20 protein-coding genes are annotated in these 22270 nt (G+C 66.5%); 6 read left to right on the top strand and 14 right to left on the bottom strand.

Features of this window, described 5'->3' with window-relative positions; translation table 11 throughout:
- The first annotated feature begins 31 nt into the window (after nt 1–31).
- Nucleotides 32–2308: a bifunctional diguanylate cyclase/phosphodiesterase gene (locus CLU87_RS13455; RefSeq protein ID WP_099730759.1), complete on the top strand. Its 2277-nt coding sequence runs from the start codon at nt 32–34 to the stop codon at nt 2306–2308.
- 142 nt (nt 2309–2450) lie between these two features.
- On the opposite strand, the gene CLU87_RS23345 is transcribed toward CLU87_RS13455, so the two are convergent.
- Together CLU87_RS23345 and CLU87_RS13450 are read right to left on the bottom strand one after the other, a co-directional pair.
- Entirely contained in the window at nt 2451–2594 is a 144-nt protein-coding gene (locus tag CLU87_RS23345) for a hypothetical protein (protein ID WP_167514358.1), read from the bottom strand.
- 80 nt (nt 2595–2674) lie between these two features.
- Complete coding sequence (locus tag CLU87_RS13450; RefSeq protein ID WP_099732176.1) at nt 2675–3964, bottom strand: MFS transporter; 1290 nt, start codon at nt 3962–3964, stop codon at nt 2675–2677.
- 308 nt (nt 3965–4272) lie between these two features.
- On the opposite strand from CLU87_RS13450, the gene CLU87_RS13445 reads away from it, so the two are divergent.
- Entirely contained in the window at nt 4273–5295 is a 1023-nt protein-coding gene (locus CLU87_RS13445; RefSeq protein ID WP_099730758.1) for an OmpA family protein, read from the top strand.
- A gap of 385 nt (nt 5296–5680) precedes the next feature.
- Here CLU87_RS13445 and CLU87_RS13440 read toward each other — a convergent pair whose 3' ends face one another.
- Complete coding sequence (locus tag CLU87_RS13440; RefSeq protein WP_099730757.1) at nt 5681–8809, bottom strand: polymer-forming cytoskeletal protein; 3129 nt, start codon at nt 8807–8809, stop codon at nt 5681–5683.
- 105 nt (nt 8810–8914) lie between these two features.
- Between CLU87_RS13440 and CLU87_RS13435 the strand changes: the two genes are divergently transcribed.
- The gene (locus CLU87_RS13435) at nt 8915–9850 is read left to right on the top strand and encodes a succinylglutamate desuccinylase/aspartoacylase family protein (RefSeq protein ID WP_099730756.1); all 936 of its coding nucleotides are present in this window, start codon (nt 8915–8917) and stop codon (nt 9848–9850) included.
- 43 nt (nt 9851–9893) lie between these two features.
- On the opposite strand, the gene CLU87_RS13430 is transcribed toward CLU87_RS13435, so the two are convergent.
- From CLU87_RS13430 to CLU87_RS13420, 3 genes are all read right to left on the bottom strand, one after another.
- On the bottom strand, nt 9894–10109 hold the full coding sequence (locus CLU87_RS13430; RefSeq protein ID WP_056064801.1) for a hypothetical protein: 216 nt from the start codon (nt 10107–10109) through the stop codon (nt 9894–9896).
- A gap of 118 nt (nt 10110–10227) precedes the next feature.
- Nucleotides 10228–11157, bottom strand: a complete 930-nt coding sequence (locus CLU87_RS13425) for a DMT family transporter (RefSeq protein WP_099730755.1) — start codon at nt 11155–11157, stop codon at nt 10228–10230.
- Between the two features lie 212 nt (nt 11158–11369).
- Nucleotides 11370–11993, bottom strand: a complete 624-nt coding sequence (locus CLU87_RS13420) for a hypothetical protein (protein ID WP_101390010.1) — start codon at nt 11991–11993, stop codon at nt 11370–11372.
- 96 nt (nt 11994–12089) lie between these two features.
- Here CLU87_RS13420 and CLU87_RS13415 point away from each other — a divergent pair, with 96 nt between their 5' ends.
- Nucleotides 12090–12680: an NAD(P)H-dependent oxidoreductase gene (locus tag CLU87_RS13415; RefSeq protein ID WP_056747039.1), complete on the top strand. Its 591-nt coding sequence runs from the start codon at nt 12090–12092 to the stop codon at nt 12678–12680.
- A 34-nt stretch (nt 12681–12714) separates the two neighbouring features.
- Here CLU87_RS13415 and CLU87_RS13410 read toward each other — a convergent pair whose 3' ends face one another.
- Both CLU87_RS13410 and CLU87_RS13405 read right to left on the bottom strand, forming a co-directional pair.
- Complete coding sequence (locus CLU87_RS13410) at nt 12715–13665, bottom strand: nitronate monooxygenase family protein (protein WP_099730753.1); 951 nt, start codon at nt 13663–13665, stop codon at nt 12715–12717.
- A 70-nt stretch (nt 13666–13735) separates the two neighbouring features.
- A complete protein-coding gene (locus CLU87_RS13405; protein WP_099732175.1) occupies nt 13736–14524 on the bottom strand; it encodes a pseudouridine synthase in 789 nt (262 codons plus the stop codon).
- 272 nt (nt 14525–14796) lie between these two features.
- On the opposite strand from CLU87_RS13405, the gene CLU87_RS13400 reads away from it, so the two are divergent.
- Nucleotides 14797–15132, top strand: coding sequence for an ankyrin repeat domain-containing protein (locus tag CLU87_RS13400; protein ID WP_099730752.1), 336 nt, complete (start codon nt 14797–14799; stop codon nt 15130–15132).
- Between the two features lie 78 nt (nt 15133–15210).
- Here the strand turns inward: CLU87_RS13400 and CLU87_RS13395 are convergent, their stop codons facing one another.
- On the bottom strand, nt 15211–15690 hold the full coding sequence (locus tag CLU87_RS13395; protein ID WP_099730751.1) for a TerB family tellurite resistance protein: 480 nt from the start codon (nt 15688–15690) through the stop codon (nt 15211–15213).
- Nucleotides 15691–15814: 124 nt separating this feature from the next.
- On the opposite strand from CLU87_RS13395, the gene CLU87_RS13390 reads away from it, so the two are divergent.
- The gene (locus tag CLU87_RS13390; RefSeq protein WP_099730750.1) at nt 15815–16732 is read left to right on the top strand and encodes a DHH family phosphoesterase; all 918 of its coding nucleotides are present in this window, start codon (nt 15815–15817) and stop codon (nt 16730–16732) included.
- A 98-nt stretch (nt 16733–16830) separates the two neighbouring features.
- On the opposite strand, the gene CLU87_RS13385 is transcribed toward CLU87_RS13390, so the two are convergent.
- The 5 genes from CLU87_RS13385 to CLU87_RS13370 all read right to left on the bottom strand — a co-directional run bounded on the left by CLU87_RS13385 (nt 16831) and on the right by CLU87_RS13370 (nt 21905).
- Nucleotides 16831–18057, bottom strand: a complete 1227-nt coding sequence (locus CLU87_RS13385) for a DUF1501 domain-containing protein (RefSeq protein ID WP_099730749.1) — start codon at nt 18055–18057, stop codon at nt 16831–16833.
- Between the two features lie 12 nt (nt 18058–18069).
- On the bottom strand, nt 18070–18192 hold the full coding sequence (locus CLU87_RS23605; RefSeq protein ID WP_255409862.1) for a hypothetical protein: 123 nt from the start codon (nt 18190–18192) through the stop codon (nt 18070–18072).
- 57 nt (nt 18193–18249) lie between these two features.
- Nucleotides 18250–19860: a DUF1800 domain-containing protein gene (locus tag CLU87_RS13380; RefSeq protein ID WP_099730748.1), complete on the bottom strand. Its 1611-nt coding sequence runs from the start codon at nt 19858–19860 to the stop codon at nt 18250–18252.
- A 169-nt stretch (nt 19861–20029) separates the two neighbouring features.
- Nucleotides 20030–21322 carry an MFS transporter gene (locus tag CLU87_RS13375; RefSeq protein WP_099730747.1) on the bottom strand — a complete coding sequence of 431 codons (1293 nt, stop codon included), beginning with the start codon at nt 21320–21322 and terminating at the stop codon, nt 20030–20032.
- Nucleotides 21323–21470: 148 nt separating this feature from the next.
- Complete coding sequence (locus CLU87_RS13370) at nt 21471–21905, bottom strand: thermonuclease family protein (protein WP_099732174.1); 435 nt, start codon at nt 21903–21905, stop codon at nt 21471–21473.
- Nucleotides 21906–22270: the final 365 nt, after the last annotated feature.

Here is a 22270-nt window from a genome sequence, read left to right as displayed (position 1 = left end):
GATGGTTTCCTCCCCCGTAATTCCCGTCGCCATGGCCGAAGCCCCCGTTGTTCCGCTGCCAGACCACGAAGACGCTACAACGCGCCACCTGGTGCGCGTAGCGGGTTGGTCCGTGATGTTGCTGGGTTTTGTCATCGGCTTTCTGCTGCTGTGGGATCAGCCCGTGCAGCCAGTGCGCGTGGCGCTCAACTTTGTCGCTGGCTGCATTGGCGGCACGGCGCTTCTGCTGGCCCGCTGGCGGCGGTGGACGCTGGCCACCTATCTGCTGGTGTGGGGCGTGTGGGTATCGGTGTCGCTGGTGGCGGCTCGCAATGGCGGCGTGAACGGCCCCAACCTGCTGAACTACCCCGTGATCATTGTGCTGGCCGGATGGCTGCTGGGAGCGCGTGCCACGCTAACGCTTGTGGGGCTCACGGCCCTGCTGTTCCTGGGTTTCATCTGGGCGGACGTTCAGGGGTTGCTCAAGCCCGTTCAGGTGGCCAACCGCGTGGCGGGTGCTGTGTACCTTGCAGGCATTCTGGTGCTGACCGCTGCAGCCACGCTGCTGTCGCGCCGCAACTACATGAGCCGGGTGCGTGAGGCCCAGCAGACTGCGGCCAACCTGGCAGCCAGCGAGGCGTCGCTGCGCAAGCTGTTGCGGGCAGTGGAGCAAAGTCCAGAGGCCATCGTCATCACCGATCTGCGCGAGGACATCGAGTACGTCAACGAGGCCTTTGTGCGCCGCACGGGCTACGCGCGCGACGAGGTGGTGGGCCGCGCCTCGGCAGACTATTCCAGCAACGGCCTGGCGCCCGCGCAGCGCGAGGGCCTGCGCACCACACTGGCGCGCGGTGACAGCTGGGCAGGCGAACAGGTCAACTACCGCAAGGACGGGCAGGAATTGATCGAATCTGTGGTGGTGGCCCCCATCCGCCAGACCGACGGCCGCGTGAGCCACTATGTGGAGCTCAAGCAGGACATCACCGAACGCAAGCGCGCTGCCGACGAAATTCACCGCCTCGCGCATTTCGACGGCCTCACCAGCCTGCCCAACCGGTCCACCCTGATGGAGCGGCTGCACGTGTTGCGCGGGCGTGCAGGTCGCCCGCCTTCCACCCAGCATGCCTTGCTGCTGCTGGACCTGGACCGGTTCACCACTTTCAACGATGCGCGCGGCAGCGAGATGGGGGACCGACTGCTCTGTGCCGTGGCGCTGCGGCTGTCCGAGATCCTGCCGTCCCAAGACCTGCTGGTGCGTGTGGCGGGCGATGAGTTTGCCGTGGTGCTGCATGGCCTGGGGGTGGATGCCTCGCTGGCGGGCCGGCATGCGCTGGCCTTTGCCGAAAAACTGCAGGCCGCCTTGCTGCGCCCCTTGCGTCTGGAGGGCGATGCGCAGGACGCCCAACTGGGCGCCAGCGTGGGTATCACCCTGTACCCCCAAACGTCGGACGACGGTGCTCACGATGCGCTGCGGCGCGCGGGCACCGCCCTGCACCGCGCCAAGCAGGCCGGGGGCGGACGGGCTGCGTTTTTTGAGCAGGGCATGGGCGAGGCCGCCGAGCAGCGCTTTCGGGTGGAGCGCGAACTGCGCCATGCCATTGGCGCAGGCGAGCTGCGGCTGCACCTGCAGTCGCAGGTGGATGTGTCGGGCCAGGTCACGGGTGCCGAGGTGCTTGTGCGCTGGCAGCATCCGCGTGACGGCCTGGTGGCGCCGGGCGTGTTCATTCCGGTGGCCGAGGAGTCCGACCTCATCGTCAGCCTGGGCGAGTGGGTGCTGGCCCATGCCTGCGCGCTGCTGGCGCAGCCGGTGTTCCGCGAGCGGCGGTTGCGGCTCTCGGTCAACCTCAGCGCGCGGCAGTTCCGGCAGGCGGGTTTTGTGGGGCAACTGCGGGCAGTGCTGGCTGCCACGGGGGCCGACCCGCGGCTGCTGACGCTGGAGGTTACCGAAGGCCTGGTGATCGACGACTTTGATGACGCGGTGGCCAAGATGCGCTCCCTGGCCGCGCTGGGCGTGGACATGTCGCTGGACGACTTTGGCACCGGCTACTCATCGCTGGCCTACCTCAAGCGCCTGCCCATCCAGGAGATCAAGATCGACCGGTCGTTTGTGCACGAGGCCCCCACCAATGCCGACGATGGCGTGCTGGTCGAAGGCATCTTGTCGGTGGCACGGCACTTCGGCCTGCGTGTGGTGGCCGAGGGGGTGGAGACTCAGGCCCAGGCCGACTTCCTGCGCCAGCGCGCCCCGGACATCGTGTACCAGGGCTACCTGTTTGGCCGGCCAGAGCCCGATGCACAGTGGCTGGCGCGGTGGGCCCAGCCTGCCTGAGCCCTGCGGCGGCGAGCGCCGAATGAAGGGCTGTCTGATGCGGAATTTCAAACAAAAATAGCTGCAGGCGCTTATGCAATATGCGCCTGAAGCTATTGTTTTGGTAGCGTATTCGCCGGGGCAGGCGGAGTGCTGGTGTGACCTATTTGTTTTTGTCTTTGCCTTTGGGCATGACGGTGGTCATCGGCGGCATGGGCCGGTCCGATGCGCTGTGTTCCTTGGGCGGCGAGGTGTCCTTTTTGGGTTTCTTCGCCATCTTGTTGCTGCGCTGTTCGCCTTTGGCCATGGGGCCTCCTTGAAAGGTCTCGGGATGGGACCGTGCGAGGATGGTACGTCACAAATTACGCCGCTGGCGGCTGCCGGGGGCTACGCGCCCGCGCCTTCTTCTGTAGCCTGCCGCACACCATCACCCAGCGCCCGCACAGCCAGCCGCTGGTCGCAGGCCAGTGCCAGCGCGTTCAGCACGGCAATGCCCATGCCCAGCGCGCAGGTGGCGCCCCATCCGCCCCACAGCCAGGCCACCGACCCCATCGCCGAGCCCGTGGCCGCACCCACAAAGTAGCTGGTCATGTACACCGCGTTCAGCCGCGCGCGGGCGGTGGGGTCCAGCCGGTAGATCACGTTCTGGTTGCTGATGTGCACGCCCTGCAGCGCCAGGTCGGCCACCAGCATGCCCACCACAAACCACACCAGGCTGCTGGCGCCCAGCCACAGCGCGCCCCAGCCCAGCAGCAGCAAACCTACCGATGCGGCGGTGGCCACCTGCGCCTGCCCACGGTCAGCCATGCGGCCTGCCACATTGGCCATGAGTGCACCGGCCACGCCCGCCAGCCCCACCAGCCCAATGCCGGCGTCGCCCAGTCGGTGTGCAGGCCCCGCCAGCAGCAGCGCCATGGTGGAGAACAACACACTGACGGAGGCAAACGACAACCCTCCCAGCAAGGCCCGGCTGCGCAACCGGGGGTGGTGCAAGGCCAGCGTGCCCAGCGACCGCAAGACCTGTCCATACCCCTGTGTCGGTGCTGAGGTCGTATTGCGTGACATCGGCATCACCCACCACAGCGCCAACGCCACGGCCACCATGGCGACGCCGGCCACCCGGTACACCAGCGTCCAGCCGCCCACCTCCGACAGCAGCCCTGCCACACTGCGCGCCGCCAGAATCCCGGTCAGCAGCCCGCTCATCACCAGCCCCACGGCCCGGCCGCTGCGGCCCGGCGCAGCCAGGGTGGCTGCCAGCGGCACCAGCACCTGCGCCGCCACCGAAAACAGGCCGGTGAGCAGCGTGCCCAGCGCCAGCATGGCGTAGTTGTGCGCAAACCCGCTGGTAAACAGTCCCAGAGCGGCCAGCAGCATCAGCGTGGTGATGAGCCGCCGCCGCTCCAGCAGGTCGCCCAGCGGCACCAACAGCAGCAGCCCTGCCGCGTACGCCACCTGCGCCAGCGTCACGATGAGCGCCGCCGACGCGTCCCGCACTTGCAGCTGCGTGGCAATGGAGTGCAGCAGCGGCTGGTTGAAGTAGTTGCTGCCCGCACACAGGCCGCAGGCCACGGCCATGAGCAAGAGCACCGGCGTGCTGAGGTCAGGGGCGCTGGGTGGTGGCGCATCTGAAGGAGCGGGTGCACGGGAGCGGGCGGAGCGGTGGGATGAAGTCATGGAGGGTGCAAGTGCGTGCAGGGGGCGCATGCAACGCTCATGCCATGAGCCAGTGCATGGGTCTCAATTTCCTGTGGGATCCGGTTCGGCGTTTGGCAAGTGACATGAAGCTTGCGGGAGGTGTCCAACACAAAGCCGGTGTGAAACCGTGATGCATTTCGCGAAAGCGGCGCGCTGCGCCATGGCGTCGCATGAAGGCTGGGTGGCCTGCAGCCAGGTGCTCGCCTATGATGGATGCGAGCCCGCCGCCTGTCGCAACGCCGGGTGCAGCTCAGTCAGCGATGCGTGTATTCAACCGGAGATTGCCCATGAGCATGAAGCTGTTTCGTCAGTGGGGCGCATCGCTGTGCCTCGGGTTCCTGGCCTCGGTCAGCGTGTGGCCAACGTTTGCACAGGACCTTGCCGGCGCCAAGGATCACCCCGCCGTGAAGCGTTTTGGTGGTAGCACCATCGTGGGCTACGAGGTGCGCAACTTCGACGCCGTGGAGTTCCAGACTTCCACGTTCAAGGAGTTCGACCTGCAGACCTACAAGCGGCGCTACGTGCAGCCGCCACTTGCTCTGGAAGGCAAGCTCACCCGCCTGTGGTACGAGGCCCCCGGTGCCACGCGGTCGCTGGAGCTGTTTCGCAACTATGCCAACGACCTTACGGCCAGCGGTTTCACGGCGCTGTATGACTCCACCCGTGACAGTGCTGCGGGCAGTTACACCAACTTTTTGGCCAACTTCAGCAGTGGCCAGCGCGACTTCATCAAGAACAACCGCAGCGAATACGTGATGTATGGCGCCGATGCGAGCACCGTGCGCACGGGGACCTTCCAGAAGGGCAACACTACCGTGCGCCTGATCTCCATCGACTGGCCTAAGGAAGACGCTACGTACAAATCCAGGCAGGGCGCCTACATCGCAGTGGACATCCTGGAAACCAAAGCCATGGAGCAGAACATGGTGGTGGTCAGCGCATCGGACATCAGCAAGTCCATCACGGCCAATGGCAAGGTCGCCATCTACGGCATCCTGTTCGACACTGGCAAGGCCGACGTGAAGCCCGAGTCCAAACCCTCGCTGGAGCAGATCGCCGCCTTCCTGAAGGCCGAGCCCACTGTCAAGCTGCATGTAGTGGGCCATACCGATAGCGTGGGCAGTTTCGATAGCAACCTGGCGCTGTCCAAGCGCCGCGCCGACGCAGTGGCCGCCGTGCTGGCCAAGGACTACGGCATTGCGGCCAATCGCCTGGTGGGCAATGGCGTCGCGTCGCTCGCACCTGTAGCCAGCAACAACAGCGATGAGGGCAAGGCCAAGAACCGGCGCGTGGAGCTGGTGCCGCAGTGAGATTTTTGTCCCTGATGCATGCAGCTGGGTTGGGCGCCTTCAACCTAACCTGGGCACTGCACTTGTCGGTGCCCACTCATCCAACGTCACGCCTTCGCCGCGTGGGCAGAACATCTGCATGAGACTTCTTGGGGCCGGATGGGGCTTGGGCATTGCGGTGGCATCGACAGGCTGCCAACCGCGAGTTGTGGAGTCTTATGATTTCGGCGTACAGATCGCCAGGCCCGCTTTGGCGACAGAAGAGGACGTCAAGAATCTGGCCAACGCAGCATGTGGACGCGGGCGGGAAGCCGTGTTCCAGCGCTTTCACGGACCTGGTTGGTATGTGTTTTCCTGCAGATCAAAATGAGAGTCTGGTGTGGCTACCGTGGGCAGACTTGCTCTGCTACCACCGCACCGGCCCCACCTCATCCCGCCAGAATATCCACCGCCGCGTCTCCACATACAGTGACGTGCTGATGGAGTAAGGGTCCATGCCCGCCTCGCTGCGCTGCAGCCGCACCAGGTAGCCGCCATAGCTGGCCGCCCACAGGGTTTCTCCATCGGGGGAGGCTTCGATAGCGCTGATCGTGCTGCCGATGTGGTGGCGCCACAGGGCTTGTCCCTCGTCGCTGATGGCATGCAGGTAGCCGTCCGCATCGCCCAGGATCACCAGGCCCGGCAAGGTGACAGAGGCGTACACGCGGCAGCGTTCGTCCAGTGGTGGGGTGTCCTCATCGGTCGCTTCTTGCGGTGCCGCCCCGATGGGGATCGAGCAGGTACTGCCCCAATACAGATGGCATGAGTTGGCAAACAGGCGTGTGCCGTCGAGCGAGAACACCGCATGGTGGGGGTAAGACGATAGGGGCTCGTGCTCGGCCACCACAGCGCCGTGCGCGTCCAGCAGGATGTGGCAGCTGTCCTGGTCGCCTACTGCGATGTGACGCTCATCAGGCGACAGGGCCATGTGCAGCATGTCCAGCGCCAGCACTGTGACGGTCTCACCATCGACCTTTTCATCCATCTGGTTCTTGGGCCAGGTGTAGGGGCCATCTTCTTCAAACGTCTGCGGGTGCAGGCGTTGCACTGGGCTGTCGGCACCTCGGTTTGCGGGGTGCAGAAGATACACCCCTGTGGGGTTGCGCAGCAGCACGCGCAGGCCATCGTTGAAGGGAATGATTTCATCGCAGCGCTGCCCTAGCGGGCCTGCCGACACCTGCACCTGCGGCGGCAGGCCTTCGTTGCCGCGCGGCAGGGCAAATTGCGCAATCACGGGGCCATTCCATCCGTGGTGGGTGGTGATTTGCAGGCCGTCGCATTGGGCAAAGCACCGGCGATCGGGCGAGCGGCCCAGGCCATGGATGGCGGGCAAGGGCGTGTGCTTTGTGCCATGCAGCAACACCCAGCGGGCGTCGTCGTCATGGGCCGCACCGATGCGTGCGACCACACGGTCATCGTCCAGCACAAACAAGGGGCCGATGAATTGGCCGGCCTGGGCGGCACGCGCCACGTAGGCATCCGGAGCAAAGGCAAAGCGCTGGCGAAACCGCGTGGCAAGCTCTTCGTCGGCCCAGTGGCTCACCACGCGTGCCAGTTGCAGCACGGTGGGCGCATCGGCCTTGCGCGGGTCTTCGGGCAGGGCGTTGTCGTGTTCTTCGGCTCCGTTGTCCTCATCGCCGCCGCCGGCTGTTGCCGAGGCCTCGGCGCGGTGGGCATCGTTGGCCCGCTGGTGCGCGCGGATGGCCGCCACGTAGGCTTGCCCATCGGCCTGCCACTGCTCCGACAGCGTCATGAGTTCGACAGGAAACACGGCGGCATCGGGCAGGTCGGGGGGCAATGGGGGGGGAGTCAGCAGTTGCACGGCGGCTTCGATGCGGCGGGCCTCGGCCTGCTGGGCCTGCGCCTCTTCGTGCCGCGCGCGGATGCGGGCCTGCACCAGACCGTGAAAGCGCAGCAGGCGGGCAATGTGGTCGGCGGCGCAGCGGGGCAGGGGGGCGCGGCTGTCGCTCTGGCGCTGGGCGTAGCTGAACTCGACAGCGGCCGGCCCCTCGCGCGCCTCGTCCACCTGGATCTGGTAGGCGCTGTGGGCGTTGTCTTCGTCGTCGCCCGGCGCGTCATCACCGTTGCGCCAGCTGTACTTGAGCGCGCGGCCCCAGGGTTCGCCGTCGTGCATGCAGGGCTGGCGCGCCCCCACCCAGACCTCGCCCTCCCAATAGCCGTTGCGGTCGCTGTCCCACCAGTCGTTGTACTGCTCGGTGAACACAGGCAGGCTGGTGAAGGCCTCGATGTGCTCGGCCGTCAATGTGGCCTGCAGGCGCTGGTAGAGCGAGTAGCGTGCGCGGTGCTGACCCACGGCTTTGCGCACGTAGTCCAGCACACCGCGCCAGGCGTGTTCGCAGGCCTTCCAGGCGTCGGGGTCGTGGCCGGGCTCGGCGGGGGGCGCCAGCACCTGCCAGTCCCCAGGCTCGCCCTGTGTGTAGCGGCGGTACAGCAGCGTGCGCTGCGCTACCGTGGGGGCAGCATGGCGCCACAGCTTGGTGGCCACACGCTCCAGCCAGTTGCGGGGCGCGGGCACCTGCTCCACCGACAGGTAGAAGTCCCAGGTTTTCCACACCGTGATGAACACGTTGTCGTCGCGCGCGTCGCCTTCTTCGTCCACATGCCGTTGGCACAGTGAGAAATCAGTCTGCTGGAACCAGCCGTAGGCTTTGTGTTCCTTGTGCGCGATCACTGGCGTGTGCACCACGGCCAGGATGTTCTCGATGCTGATGGAGTTGTCTGCGCACAGGTCGTCGGCCACAGGCTGGTCGGCGTGGATGTCTGCGCTGCTGCGCACCGCGCTCTGGCCTGCCCGCACGGCGGCCAGCACCTGGCGGCGGCTGATCATGGCAGCCAGGCCGTCTTCGCCGGCGTCCACGCCCTCGTGGAACTCGGGGGCGAACACGGCACCCACGATCTCGGCCGAGAACTCCGCACGGTGGGGCACACCGCGCACCTCGTCCAGCAAAAACTCCACCTGTTCTTGGCCTTCGATGTGCAGGTGGTACTCGTCGGTGAACAGCGCCACCCGGGCTTGCAGCCCACCACGCACGCGCAGCTCGCCATGGTTGTAGTGGCCCCAAAGCAGGTCATGCACCTGCAGCGCACCTTGCAAACACACCAGCTGTCCGCCGATCACGGCGTTCTGCACATGCAGGTTGCCGTTGACGACCAGGTGCGTCGTGCCATCGGTGTCGGCGCTGGTCAAGGCGCCGTCAATGCGCAGGTCTCCATCCACCACGATCACAAAGGGCGCACGGGGTACGGAGGCCTCATTGGGGCCGTCGGGTTGCTCTTGCAGCCATTGGCGCAGCGGGCTGCCCTGGGCCAGGGGGGCGTCGAGGTGCAGCGCAGGCCAGTGCGCGTCGCCTGTGATCCATAGCGCGGTTTCATCGGCCAGGGCATCAGGGTCCTCCGCCAGACGCTCTGCCATCCAGCAGTCGGGGGGAATGCGGTGGGCCAGATCGGCCAGTGGGCAAAGTCGGGCAGTGGGCATGGGCAGGGACACAGGAGGGACTCAACCGGCGGGCATCGTACACCGCGCCCAGCAATGATCCGGCTTTGCGCAGACAATGATGTGTCATCTTATTAATTCATTGCCATGACGCAGAACCCCCCCGTTTTTGAAGTCCTCCCCCGCGACCTCTCTGCCTACCGCCAGGGCAATGTCGGCATCGACTATGTGCACCGCTTTGAGTCGGGCAAGCCTGGCCCCCATGTGCTCATCAACGCCCTCACGCATGGCAACGAGATCTGCGGTATGGTGGCGGCCACCCACCTGCTGGACACGGGTGTGCGACCCCTCATCGGCACGCTGACCGTCAGCTTTGCGAATGTGGCCGCCTACGAATCGTTTGACCAGAGCCGCCCGTTCGAGAGCCGCCAGCTGGTGCACAACCTAAACCGCATCTGGTCGGCGGCCGAGCTGGACGGCACGGCCGACAGCCCCGAGCTGCAGCGTGCCCGCATCCTGCGCCCCGTGGTGGCTGCGGCCGATCACATCCTCGACATCCACTCCACCAGCCAGGACGTGCAGCCGTTCTGGGTGTACCCAGCCTACCCGCGCAATGCGGAGGTGGCGCTGGCCATCGGCCGCCCGCCGGTGCACCTGGTGATGCCCAGTGGCCTGGGTTCGGGCACGCCGCTCATCCAGCACGGTCGCCACGGGCAGGCCGAGGGAGATGGGGTGGCGCTGGTGGTGGAATGTGGCCAGCACTTCCGCCAATCGGCGGCCGACATGGCCACTGCGGTGGCGCTGGACTTTCTGGCGCACTTTGGCCTTATCGCACCGGTGGCCGACCGGCCCGCGCCCGCCGAGCAGCGCCGCTACGAGCTGCTAGAGACCTGCATGGTCCGCACGTCGGACTTCCGCTTCACAAAGCCCGTGCAAGGGTTTGAGGTGTTTGCCAAGGGTGACCTCATCGCCACCGATGGGCCGCACGAGATCCGCGCGCTGTGCGACGACTGCACCATCCTCATGCCCACCCGCGAGCCCATCGTGGGCCGCGAGGCGGTGTACCTCACGCGGCCGATCTGATACGGATCGGGCGGCGGGGAGGTCTAGGGCGTGGGCGCCCGGGCTATTTCTTGAAACGGATCTTGCCGTCCTTGACGTACTGGTTGAACTGGTCGGGTGGCAGCGCCGCAGACCCGACGATGTCTTCTTCGACCGACCAGCTCAGCGTGGTGCTGTCCGCGCTGGTGGTCACCTCGATCGGGCCCTCGGGGATCGCGATCGGGGCGCCGTCGCCTGGGGTGTAGGTCACGTGGCCGTGGACGGTGGCGTGTTGTGTCATGGCGATTTCCTTGCGGCAGTGCCGCTGTGTTCATCGCTTCATTACAGGGTGAACTGCCTGACTGCTGTGTCAGCGCATGCCGCGCCGGAGCGACGGCAAGTGGCCGGTCTCGCACCGGTCAGGGTGGCACCACTGCCTGCGTGCGCTCCTGGCGCACCAGGTACAGGCCGCTGCCAATGATGATGGCGCCGCCCAGCAGCGTGCTGTAGCCTGGGACCGTCTGCCACAGCACCCAATCCAGCCCCATGCCCCAGGCCAGCGCCGTGTATTCAAATGGCGCCACCACGGAAGCCTGCCCGTGGCGAAAGGCTTCGGTGATCGCCAACTGGCCTGCAAACCCTGTGATGGCGAGCCCTGCCACCAGTGGCCAATGCGCCTGTGCCACGCCCACCCAGTGCGGCCAGGCCAGCGCGCCGGCACCCAGTGCCAGCAGCGTGGTGGTCCAGAACACCAGGCTGGCACTGGAGTCGGTGCGGGTGAGCATGCGCCCCGTGATGGCCGACACCGCATAGCAGGTGGCTGCCGCCAGCACGGCCAGTGCGCCCAGGGTAAAGAACGCCTCCTGATTGGGTCGCAGAGCCACCAGCACGCCCACCATGCCCAGCGCAATGGCGACCCAGTGGGCAGCGCGCACCTTCTCGCGCAGCACCACCGTAGACAGCGCAGTGATGAGCAGCGGCGCAATGAAGAACAGTGTGTAGGCCTCGGCCAGTGCCAGTTCACGGATGGCAAATGCAAACAGTGCCAGCATGGCCACGTTGAGTCCGCCACGCAAAAAATGCAGGGGCCAGCGCACCTTCAGCAACCGTGGCACTTCGCCACGCCACAGCGCATAGAGCGCAACCAACGGCAGCGCAGCCCAGCCCCGCAGCGCAGCGACCTGCATGGCGGGGTAGTGGGCGCTCAGCGTCTTGAGCAGCGCATCCATTAGCGAAAAGAAACCCACCGCAGCCACCATGGCGATGATGCCGCGCAGGTTGCTGGACGGTACAGCCTGTATGGGCGGGGCGGGCGATGCGGAGGACTGGGAGGGGGCGTTTTCAGCCATGGGGATGCTTTAGGTATTGCAGAGCGTGCGCCACGGCCGACACGGCGTTGGGTGCGGAAGGTGGCTCACAGCTGCCGAGTAGGGAAGGCATTGCGGGAGTGCGTCGGTGTCATGGCGGCCGCCGCGCAGAGCAGGGGCAAAAAGTGTAGCGCAGGGGATGGCAGTGAAGTGCCGCGGAACGCAGCCCCGCTTGTATTGCGTGGCGGTCTGCCTCAGGGTGTGCGCCCATCGACTGAAACACCCGGCAGTGCCCCCAGCCGACCACGGTGGATGATGGGGCAGTTGAGCACCACCCGCGTTATCTGCAGCGTGATCTGGCCTTTGTCCTGGGCGTCCAGCACTTCTTCCTCGGACCGCAGGGTGCGAGCCTGCGTGGCATCGACCCAGGTGACCTGAACCAGTTGCCACAACGGGCTGTAAGCCGTGTAGGCATTTGCAGACCCCACAGGGCGGGGAGCGGATGCAAACACGCTGGCCTGCTCGAAGTTGGTGGTGCCGTAGACGCGATCGGTCGCCCCCAGGCGCTGCATGCGCTGCATGCCAGAGGATGTGGATGCCTGCGGGTCGGGCAGGGCGTTGGCCAGCAGCGGCGCGTAGTTCGCATGCTTGGCGCGGGCCATGTCGGCATCGGATGCATCGGTGGTCACATAGAGGACCTCTTGCCCCTCGAACCAGCCACGAAGCAACGGCAGGTGTGCCTTCTCAGGGGGATCGATGGGGGCTGGCGCCGTGCCGCACGCCACCAGGGCGATCAGGACCACTGCCGAAGTAGCCATTCGCAGCCGGGACTGCAGGAACTGCGGGGACAACGTGGTGCAACGGAGAATGGTGCGCATGGTCGGGTCCAGGATCGTGGAATGTTGCGGGAAGGCGTAGAGTCAGACGATAGTGCTTGCAGGCTTTCCGCATCGATGTGGATGAGGAGAACGAACATGGACCCCATGCGCATTCTGTTGATCCAGGGACACCCAGATGCCCTGGCGCCCCACTTGTGCCACGCCTTGTCCCAGGCCTACGCCGAAGGGGCCATGGCGGCGGGCCATGTGGTGAGGCTGGTGGATGTGGCCGCCATTGATTTTGCCCTGCTGCGCAGCCAGCACGAGTGGGAGCTGGGCCTGCTGCCCGCGTCTCTCAAGCCTGCGCAGGCTGACATCGGCTGGGCGCAGCACATCGTGCTGTTCTTTCCGCTGTGGCTGGGCGACATGCCAGCCTTGCTCAAGGGTTTTCTGGAGCAGGTGGCAAGGCCCGGTTTTGCCTTCAACCCCGAAGGCAGCAACCCCTTTGGGCGCAAGGGGCTCACCGGGCGCAGTGCGCGGGTGGTGGTCACGATGGGCATGCCAGCGCTTGTCTATCGCTGGTACTTCCGTGCACACAGCGTGAAGTCGCTGGAGCGCAATATCCTGGGCTTTGTGGGCGTTGCGCCGGTGCATGAGACGCTGGTGGGCAGCGTGGATCAACTGGGCGAGGGTGGGGTTGCCAAGTGGAAGGCGCGCATGCGCGCGCTGGGGGCCAAGGCGGCGTAGGCCACAGGCGCGGCTGGCCGCACCGCCGCCTTCTTCAGCCAAACGTGCGCGCCATGCCCATGGCACCCATGCGCTGGCTGATGGCAAAAAATTCCGCCACGGTGTCTTCAATGATCTGCTGCGCGGTCTTGACGGAGTCAATCAATCCCGCAGTCTGCCCCGCCAGCGCAGGGGCCGCCTCCATGTCACCGTCAAAGTACACGCGCTGGACGCCCGCAAAGCTGTCGGCGGGCATCAGTCCCGCCTCGTGGATGGCCTGCGTGCGCTGCGACTTGAGCGCGCGGATGCAGGGGCTGGCCTTGGTGTTGAGCATCCAGGTGCCGGTGACGCCCGCATCGACGATCGCGTTCTTGTAGTTGGCGTGCACGGGGCTTTCGGCGCAGCTGACAAACCGTGTGCCCATCTGCACCGCCTCGGCCCCCAGCGCAAAGGCTGCGGCCATGCCGCGCCCGTCGCAGATGCCACCTGCCGCCACCAGCGGCACGTCCACCCGTGCGCGGATGGCCTGCAGCAGCACCAGGGTGGAGACCTCTTCGGGGTTCTTGAAGCCGCCGCCTTCACCGCCTTCGACCACCAGGCCGTCAATGCCTGCGTCCACGCATTTCAGCGCTGCGTCCACCGTGGGCACCGCGTGGTACACGGTGATGCCCGCGTCCTTGAGCGGCGCGATGAACTTGGCGGGGCTACCCGCTGAGGTGGTCACAAACTTCACGCCCGACGCGCAGACAAAGCGCAGCATGGCGTCGTCCTTCAAAAAGCGGATGGGCAGGTTCACGCCAAACGGCAGGCCCAGCGCGCTCATCTTGGTGATCTCGGCCTGGCAATTGGCCGTCTCGCCGGAGGACGTCTCAATGATGCCCAGCCCCCCCGCGCGCGACACCGCCGAGGCCAGCTGCGTGCGCGCAATCCAGCCCATGGGCGCCTGGATGATGGGGTAGCGCGCGCCCGTGTGGGCAAGGACGCGGTTGGTGGCGGGTGCGGTCATGGGCAAGGTCTCCTGGTTTTTTGAGAGCGCCCATTATTTCGACGGGCATGCCGTCGCCGTGTCGCCCGCGTTACGGGGCCGGGACGGGGGGCTCGTGCCAGGGCAGCTTGGCAAACAGGCGCTGCCAGTCGGCGCATGGCACGGTGGAGTCGTCGGCGGGGGCGCGCCCGCAGTCCCAGTCCGCAGGTCCCGGCCAACGCAGCCCGCTTTCGAAGGTCATCGCCGCCCCCGTCACAGGGTGCGGCACCGTGAGCTGCCAGGCATGCAGCCACAGCCGCTGCTGGCCCAGCCGCTCGGCCCACCAGCGGTTGAGCGGGCCCTTGCCATGCGTGGCATCGCCAATGATGGGGTACGCAAGGTGCTTGAGGTGGCGGCGGATCTGGTGGCGCCGCCCGGTGGTGGGGGTGGCCTCGACCAGCGAGGCGCGGGTGCTGGAAAAACGAGCGTCGCTGGCCTCGGGCAGCGTGAGCTGCGCCAGCCGCCGAAAGCGTGTGTGGGCGTCCTGTACGGCGGCATCCGCAGGCGCATCGTCGGGCTTCAAGGCGTGGTCCACCTCGATGGCCTCAGGCGCCCAGCCGCGCACCATCGCCAGGTAGCGCTTGTGCGTGGCGCCATGCTCAAACGCTTGTGACAGCGCGCGCGCCGCATCGCTGTGCAGCGCCATCACCAGCACGCCGCAGGTGCCCTTGTCGAGCCGGTGCACCGGGAACACATGCCGGCCCAGCTGGTCGCGCAGGGTCTGCATCACAAACCGCGTCTCGCCCGCGTCCAGCCCCGTGCGGTGCACCAGCCAGCCAGCAGGCTTGTAAACGGCCACCAGGTGCTCGTCGCGCCAGAGGATGTGCAGGGGAGGGGGCATGGAGGAATGTGTGTGGGCCATCGCGGGCTAGGGATCCTCTGCACGAATCAAGCGGCAAGTGAGCGCAGCGGATCGGGAGGGGCTGCAAGGCGCAAAAACGCAGCAATAGCCGTAGCTATTGCGAGTATTTGCAACGCTGCAGACCGCCCGAGGCCGCTGATGCACACGGCGCGCTGATTCGTGCAGAGGATCCCTAGGGGAAGGCGCGGATTGTGCCGCACGCGCCGCTGCCTACACTGGCCCCGTTCAACCCTTGCAAAGGATGCCCAGGTATGTCCGCTGGAGACTGGAAAGACATGTACGCCGCCGCCGTGGCGGGCGACCTGGCGCTGGTGCGCCACCACATCAGTGCAGGCGTGAACCCCAATTACCAGCATCCCGAGATCCTTTGCACGCCGTTGGTGGCGAGCCTGATCCAGGGCCACCATGAGATCGCCCACTACCTGCTGGCGCATGGGGCTGACCCGGGGCTGCGGTCGGACTTCGACGACATGACCCCACTGGAGGCCGCGCGCCGCTACCGGCGCACCGAGTTCATCGCCTTGCTGCAGGCGCAGGGCGCCCAGGAAGAGCGCAAGCCGTTCTGGTGGCGCTGGTTGCCCATTTAGCCCTCTGGGTTGCTTGGCGTCCTTTTCCCCGAGGGACGCCACCCGTGCGCTGCGGCGCTCACCGGGGCCGCGCCCGTCTCAATGGGGTGACTGGCCTGCGTGTGCTGTTTCTTTCGCCCTGAGCTTGGCGCCGATGTACTCGCCGTGCGTCACATGCAGCAGGCCGGCCACCTTGCTGATGGTGTGCATCTCGTTCTCGTCCGGGCGTGCGTCCGCGTAGGCGATCTGCCACATGCCTTCAACGAGCTGGATTTTCTCATCCTGCGTGAAATGCTCGTTCAGCTGGCTGGTGAAGCGCTGGTAGTCGTAGGCGGTTCTGGATGTGGCTGCGGCCTGTTCCAGCAGGCGCTGCAGTTCATCGTCACTTAGTGCAAATTGCCGGTGCAGTGCGGTTTGCATCACGCTGCGCTCCGCATCGCCCACCGCCGACTGGGTCCGTACCACCTCCACCAGCAACACGGCGGCTGCCAGTTGCACAGACCGCGCACGCTCTGCAGGAGATGGCACGGGGTTGAACGGGGTGAGGCTTTCAAGCAGGTCTTTGAGGGCTTGGAACATCGTGTGGTTTGCTGGCTGCGTCAGTAGGGTGGAGGCGTTGGGGATGGGGTTGGTTCCGCTGACATGTGCTGGCTGCGCACGTTGCGCTCGCTGCGGCACAAAGCCCCGGCGACAATCGGGGGCCATGACGAAGAAAACCATACTCCCCTTGCAACTGCTGGTTGCCCCCGACAAGAACGACCCCGCACCGCTGATCCTGTACCACGGGCGCAACTGCCCCGATGGCTTTGGCGCGGCGCTGGCGGCATGGCTGTACTACGGCGACCAGGCTGAATACGTGGGGCTGGACCACGGCGATGTCAAGACCGTGGACGACCTGCCGCCCCTGCAAGGCCGTGCGGTCTACATCCTCGACTTCTCGTTTGCCAACGAGGTGATGGCCGCCATCGACGAGCGCGCCGCCAAGCTGGTCATGCTGGACCACCACAAGAGCGCGGCCGAAAAGCTCACCGGCTTTGCCTGCCGCTGCGGCGTGGTGCACTTCGACATGAACAAGTCGGGTGCGCGCCTGGCGTGGGAGTTTTTTCACCCGCACGAGCCCATGCCCGCGCTGTTCAAGTACGTGGAAGACCGCGACATCTGGAAGTGGGAGTTTGCCGAGAGCGCTGCCTTCCTGTCAGCCCTGGACATGGAAGAGCAAGGCTTTGCGCGCTGGCGCGAGATTGCCGACTTCACGCCCGATCAGCTCCAACAGTTCATGGTGCGCGGCGAGGCCATGGACCAGAAGTACCGCAAGCTCTGCGCCGACATCGCCGAAGGCGCGCAGCCGCTGGTGTTCAACGGCATCACCGGCCTGATGGTCAACGCCCCCGGCATGTTCCACAGCCTGGTGGGCGACATCCTCTCGGCCAAAACGGGCACTTTTGCACTGATGTGGAGTGCAGGCGAAAAGGGCGTGAAGGTGGGGCTGCGTGCGCAGCGCAACTTTGACTGCATCGCGCTGGCCGAAAGCATGGGCGGCGGTGGCCATGCGCAGGCCTGCGGCTTCAAGATGAAGGTGGAGCGCCTGCCAGAGCTGCTGACAGGTACCTTCAACGCGTGATGCCCGGGCGATTTTGAGGATAAATCGCCTGTAGCGCTAGAACGATATGCCTGAGTAGCTATCAAAAATATAGTGAATGATATGGCGCGATAGCGCGGCTAAACCAGCCGCAGGTCAGCCCCCTGGGTCCCTGGAAACACCCGCGCCACGGCCGCCGGGTTCAGCCCGTACATGCGGGCGAACAGTCCCCCCAACACACTGCGGTAGTCGTTGAGCACGGGGTAGTCGCGGTTCTGGAACAGCGTGGTGGCGGTCAGCGCCTGCTGCTCGCCCGCAATGCGGCCGCCATTCACCCCGCCGCCCAGCACCCAGAACACCGTGCCGTGGCCATGGTCCGTGCCCCGGTTGCCGTTCTCGCGGAAGGTGCGGCCAAACTCGCTGATGACCACCACCACGGTGGACTTCCACGCGGGGCCCATCTCGTCGGCAAAGCCTGCCAGGCCACGGCCCAGTTCCTCGAGGCGATTGGCCAGCGTGCCGGTGGCGGCGCCCTGGCCCACATGGGTGTCCCAGCCGCCCACGTCCACAAAGCCGAGCTGGTAGCGCGACTGCATGAGTCGCGCCATGCGCCGGGCCGTGCCTTCAAATCCCTTGGTACTCAGCGCATTGCGGCTGGCGGCTTCCATCTCGCCCTGCATGGTGCGGGCGACCTCATCGCGGGTGGCAAAGCCTTCGTTCACGGGCGTGGCCAGCGGTGTGCCCCGGTACATGGAGGCGATGAGTTCGGCCTGCCGCGCATCCACACCACCGCGCCCCGCGCCTGCGCTCAGTGCGGTGTTGGGCACATCCACCGCCCCGCGCATCACCAGGGGCAGGGTGCTGGTGAACGCCATCGGCTGCAGCGCCACCGGGGCACTGTCGGCGCGCGGGTTCAGCTCGGCCACCAGCCGGTTCAGAAAGCCCGATCGGTAGTCGCGCCGCCCGCCCAGGGGCTGACCCAGCTCGATGCTGTCCTGGGTGTCGAAGTGGCTGCGGGAGAGGTCGTCCGTGCCCGCAAACGGAACAAAGGCGAGCTGGCGCTGCTGGTACAGCGGCAGCATCGATTCAGCCAGTGCCGGGTGCAGGCCCCAGTCGGGCGTGAGCGGCAGGGCGCCGCCCTCCTGCCCCGGCCGGGCGATGGCGATGTTGGGCCGTGTCTCGTAGTAGTAGCTGCTGGCCGTGGGCACGAGCAGGCTGGCGCAGTCGTAGCCACCGCGCAAGAACACCAGCAGAAAGCGCGCGTCCTGAGCGCGGGGCGCGGCGAGCACGCTGGCGCTGTGCACGCCCAGGCCCGTGCCGAGTGCGCTGGCGACCAGGGCCTGGAGAAGGTGTCGTCTACAAAGCATGGGGCTGTCCTTTCAATCGCGCCCGAACGCATCATCGGCTGCTGCGCAGGCGCGTGCGCGGCCAAAGCCATGGCAGCCGTGCAAGGGCCGCCCCGCCGCACGGGCTGCGTCCCCCTTGCCGAAGGGCGAAGCCATTCGAGAGAAGGGGGAAGGCGCGAAGCGACTCAGGGGGATGTACTCCATCTCTTCTCCTCATCCGTGCATGAACTCAGGGGATGCGAGGAACAGCAGGTTCCATTCGCGCGGTGAGGTGGCCTGCGCCAGGGCGCTGCGCGTGGCAGGGGACCAGGTGGGCTCCAGCGTACGCACGTAGGCGGTCTGCGCCAGGGCCGGGGGCATGCGCGGCGCTGTGCGGGGTGCCGCGTCATCGCTCGCAGGTGGGGCAGCCATGGCGCCTGCCCCCAAGGCCCGCGCCATCTCAAAGCGCGTGCTCATCTGCCCCGAGCCTGACCATGTCGCGGAGTCCAGCGGGTAGCCATCGGGCGTGACACGGCCATACAAAGGCTCGGCCAGCCGTTGCAGCCACGCCAGCGCAGGGTCGGTGCTGGGCAGCACGGCATCGCCGTGGGCCAGGCGCAGGCCCGCCAGTGCGTAGTGCACCGGGTCCCGAAAACGCTGGCCCAGGGACGCACGGAACTCTGGTGTGTGGAACAGCGTTTCCAGCACTGCCGCAATGTCGCCGTCCGTGCGCTCAAAGCTGCGGGCCAGTGCCTGCAGCAGTGCGGGGGGCGGGTTGTCGCCCACCAGAAAGAGCGCGATCTTGCGGGTAATGAAGCGCGCGGTGGCAGGCGCGCGGGCCAGGCGGTCCAGCGCTTCGTCCACCTCGGCCAGACCTTGGGCGCGGAGCGGCTGGCCGAGCAGTGTTTTGGGGTCCCAGTCATGCCGCTGCGGGTTGAATTCAAACAATCCCTCGCGCACGTAGTGGCGAAGCAGTGCGGGCCTCATGCGCGGGGGCTCGTCACCCGGTGGCCGCTGCGACACGCCCACGCCGGTCAGCACGCGGGCCAGCTCCTGCACGTCCTGCTGGCTGTAGCCACCGTCCACGCCCAGCGTGTGCAGCTCCATCAGCTCGCGGGCGTAGTTTTCGTTGATGCGGCCTGCGGCGTTCTGCGCGTTATCCAGATAGCGCAGCATGGCCGGGTGGCGCACGGTGGCACCCAGCAGGTCGCGAAAGCGGCCCAGCGCGTGGGGGCGCACCGCACGCTCTTCGTAGTCGCCCACCAGGGCGCGCAGGTTGCCCTTGCCTGCAAACACGTTGAAGTGGTTCATCCAGAACCAGGTCATCTTCTCGCGCAACTGGCTGGGCGAATACAGCGCGCGCAGCACAAACCGGGCGGCAGCCTCCTGCTGCAGGGCGCGCATGTCCTGCTGCCAGGCCTTGAGCGCGGCCTTGCGCTCGTCCTCGGTGGGCAGGGCCTTGGCGGCGCGGTTGCGGGCTTCCATGTCGGCCGCAAGCGCCTCGATGGGGGTGCGCGAAATGGCCATGGCGTCGATCTGTGCCTGGGCTTCGCGGGGCAGTGCTGCGTTGGCACCTGGGCGCAGTTGCGCAGCAAGATACGCGCTGATGCCCAAGCCGCCCAGCGCTTGCGTGCCCTGGGCGGTGCAGCCCCAGGTCACGCGGTCCAGCAGGCGTGCCAGGGTGGGTTCGTCGGGCGCGCTCCAGGTGCCCGGGCCTGTTGTGTGGGGCAGTGCGGCTGCGGGGGGCGCGGCTTGTGTGGCAAGGGGGGCGCCAAAGACGGCGCAGCCCGCCAGGCCGAGCAGCAGGGTGCGGCGGTGGAGGTGCAGTGGGTTAGTGGGGGTCATGAGGCCTCGCGGGCAGCCAGCCAATGGCTGTCCGCATGGTGCCGCTGCCACCACCCGCATGCAAGCCCGCACGGCGGGTTTTACCTGCGCGACACAAACGCCAGGGAGGATGTATCGAGGGGTATCTCCAAACCCCCAGAAATGATCGCCTGAGAACAGGTTCTCGGTGCTATGGCGCTGCGCCCGTGGCCTGCGCCGCCTCCTCAAAACGGTCTACCTTGCGCAGGGTCTGGAACGCCATCATCCAGCCACCCACCACACCCAGCGTGCACAGGCCGCCCACGATGGCGGCGGGCACCACGCCCAGCCATGCGGCGCTGGTGCCCGCGCGGAATTCGCCCAGTTCGTTGGACGAGCCGATGAACAGCATGTTCACCGCGTTCACCCGCCCGCGCATGGTGTCGGGCGTGGAGAACTGCACCAGAGCGCCCCGGATGTACACGCTCACCATGTCGGCCGCGCCCGCCACCAGCAGCGCCGCAAACGACAGCCAGAACAGCGTGGACAGCGCAAACACCAGGTTGGCCACGCCAAACACCGCCACCGCGATGAACATGGTGCGGCCCACTTGGCGGTTGAAGGGCCGCATGCTCAGGTACAGCCCGGCGCTGACTTCGCCCACAGCCATGGCACTGCGCAGCGCACCCAGGCCCGCCGGGCCCACATGCAGCACCTCTTGCGCATAGATGGGCAGCAGCGCCACCACGCCGCCCAGCAGCACGGCAAACAGATCCAGCGAGATGGTGCCCAGGATGATGGGCCGCGTGCGGATGAAGGTGATGCCCGCGCCAAAGCGCTCGAACATCGTGCCTTGCGCGGGGCCGGGTGCCGTGGCATGGGCCACCACCACGCGCAGCAGCAGGGCCACCCCGAGCACAAAACACGCGCAGCAGATGGCATAGGTCAGCTCGCCGCCGCCCAGCGCATACAGCAGCCCGCCCAGCAGCGGCCCGCCAATGCTGGCCACACGCATCAGCATGCTGTTGGCGGCGATGGCCTGGGCCAGTTGTGCACGGGGCACGATCTGTGGCAACAGGCTCTGCATGGCCGGGCCCGAGAACGCGCGGGCACAGCCATACAGCACCAGCACGGCATAAATGCCCGCCACCCCGCTGCTTCCGTGGCCAGACAGCCACCAGAGCAGGGCGCTGCACAGGCCGCCCACCGACCAGGCGATCGCCAGGATGCGCTTGCGGTCAAAGCGGTCGATCAGGTCGCCCGCGGGCAGCAACAAAGCCAGCATGGGCAGAAACTGCGCCAGCCCCACATAGGCTAGCGCGAGCGGCTGCCGGGTCAGGTCGTACACCTGCCAGGCCACCACCACCGCCTGTACCTGGGTGGCGATGACGGCCACGACACGGGCGATCAGGAACGAAAGGAAACCCGCGTGGCGATAAACGCTGGCAGGTTCTTCTGGTACGGCAACGGCGGCGCGGGGGGCGGTCGGCTCTGGGCTGGACATGGAATGGGTCGGAGAGTGCGGGGCGTGCCGCAGACGTTGCGCGGCCTTGTGGGTGGGAGGCCAGATGCTAGCTTTTGTGGACGCAGTCTGCTGTCAATGGCTCGCAAAGTACCTGTCCAGTGCCTCTGTGGGCGCGGCGCAGCTGGAATCAACGGCGATGCCGGTGCCGGTAGTCCCAGGGTGCCAAGGGCCGCTTTTGGGACCACAGGCCCGCATGCTGGGCCTGTGCCGAGCGCTGCAGGGGCGCCAGGTGCGGGTAGCTGCTGGCGTACGGCGTGTACACCCAGGCCATGCCCGCGCGCACCTGTGCTGTGGCGACATCGGTGCCACCGCAACGCACCTGCGCCACCATACGGCCATAGCTGTCCTCGTCCACGGGTTGCAGCGTGGCGCGTTGCCGAAAACACAGCTGGGCCAGATGCTGCCGTGCCTTTTGTCCAAAGGCCTGGCGCGACTCGGGCGCATCGATGGCGGCGATGCGCACCTTCACCTGCTGATAGGCGCCGGGCGTGCCGCAGCGGGCGGTGAGGGTGTCGCCGTCGCTGATGGCGACGACCAGGCAAAACAGGGAAGCGAGGGGCACGGGGGGCTTAATAGTGGGTTGCAGGCGCTGGCGGCGGTGTTTTTGCTGCAGTGAGCCAATTTTGGCTAGATGCGCCACTGCAGCGTGCCTTTGTAGCTATGAATGGTATAGCGCTTTGCATGGGTGCAAGAGCGTCGTGGCAGGTGCTGGTGCGCGGGGCATGTTCTGTGCCAAGCCCCCGGCGTATCACCGGACCGCTTTGCTTCAAGGTGTTACCACGCCAGTTTGTGCATGGCATGAAGAATGTGGGGAACCGGGAGCGGTTACTACCGTCAGACACCCCAGGCGCTGTGACAATGGGGCGCATTGTCGAATGCGCTTGTAACGTGCTTGTTATTGTCGGCGGTAGCTACCCACCCCCAAGG

The sequence above is a fragment of the Acidovorax sp. 59 genome (assembly GCF_002754175.1).
GTDB classification, from domain to species: Bacteria; Pseudomonadota; Gammaproteobacteria; order Burkholderiales; family Burkholderiaceae_C; genus Acidovorax; species Acidovorax delafieldii.
The sequence above is the reverse complement of the archived record's forward strand: the minus strand, read 5'-3'. Positions and strand labels throughout refer to the sequence as shown.

Coding starts and splice junctions, on each gene's coding strand:
- CLU87_RS13455 (WP_099730759.1), top strand. CDS start 32: ATGGCCGAAGCCCCCGTTGTTCCGCTGCCAGACCACGAAGACGCTACA.
- CLU87_RS23345 (WP_167514358.1), bottom strand. CDS start 2,594: ATGGCCAAAGGCGAACAGCGCAGCAACAAGATGGCGAAGAAACCCAAA.
- CLU87_RS13450 (WP_099732176.1), bottom strand. CDS start 3,964: ATGACTTCATCCCACCGCTCCGCCCGCTCCCGTGCACCCGCTCCTTCA.
- CLU87_RS13445 (WP_099730758.1), top strand. CDS start 4,273: ATGAGCATGAAGCTGTTTCGTCAGTGGGGCGCATCGCTGTGCCTCGGG.
- CLU87_RS13440 (WP_099730757.1), bottom strand. CDS start 8,809: ATGCCCACTGCCCGACTTTGCCCACTGGCCGATCTGGCCCACCGCATT.
- CLU87_RS13435 (WP_099730756.1), top strand. CDS start 8,915: ATGACGCAGAACCCCCCCGTTTTTGAAGTCCTCCCCCGCGACCTCTCT.
- CLU87_RS13430 (WP_056064801.1), bottom strand. CDS start 10,109: ATGACACAACACGCCACCGTCCACGGCCACGTGACCTACACCCCAGGC.
- CLU87_RS13425 (WP_099730755.1), bottom strand. CDS start 11,157: ATGGCTGAAAACGCCCCCTCCCAGTCCTCCGCATCGCCCGCCCCGCCC.
- CLU87_RS13420 (WP_101390010.1), bottom strand. CDS start 11,993: ATGCGCACCATTCTCCGTTGCACCACGTTGTCCCCGCAGTTCCTGCAG.
- CLU87_RS13415 (WP_056747039.1), top strand. CDS start 12,090: ATGGACCCCATGCGCATTCTGTTGATCCAGGGACACCCAGATGCCCTG.
- CLU87_RS13410 (WP_099730753.1), bottom strand. CDS start 13,665: ATGACCGCACCCGCCACCAACCGCGTCCTTGCCCACACGGGCGCGCGC.
- CLU87_RS13405 (WP_099732175.1), bottom strand. CDS start 14,524: ATGCCCCCTCCCCTGCACATCCTCTGGCGCGACGAGCACCTGGTGGCC.
- CLU87_RS13400 (WP_099730752.1), top strand. CDS start 14,797: ATGTCCGCTGGAGACTGGAAAGACATGTACGCCGCCGCCGTGGCGGGC.
- CLU87_RS13395 (WP_099730751.1), bottom strand. CDS start 15,690: ATGTTCCAAGCCCTCAAAGACCTGCTTGAAAGCCTCACCCCGTTCAAC.
- CLU87_RS13390 (WP_099730750.1), top strand. CDS start 15,815: ATGACGAAGAAAACCATACTCCCCTTGCAACTGCTGGTTGCCCCCGAC.
- CLU87_RS13385 (WP_099730749.1), bottom strand. CDS start 18,057: ATGCTTTGTAGACGACACCTTCTCCAGGCCCTGGTCGCCAGCGCACTC.
- CLU87_RS23605 (WP_255409862.1), bottom strand. CDS start 18,192: ATGGCTTCGCCCTTCGGCAAGGGGGACGCAGCCCGTGCGGCGGGGCGG.
- CLU87_RS13380 (WP_099730748.1), bottom strand. CDS start 19,860: ATGACCCCCACTAACCCACTGCACCTCCACCGCCGCACCCTGCTGCTC.
- CLU87_RS13375 (WP_099730747.1), bottom strand. CDS start 21,322: ATGTCCAGCCCAGAGCCGACCGCCCCCCGCGCCGCCGTTGCCGTACCA.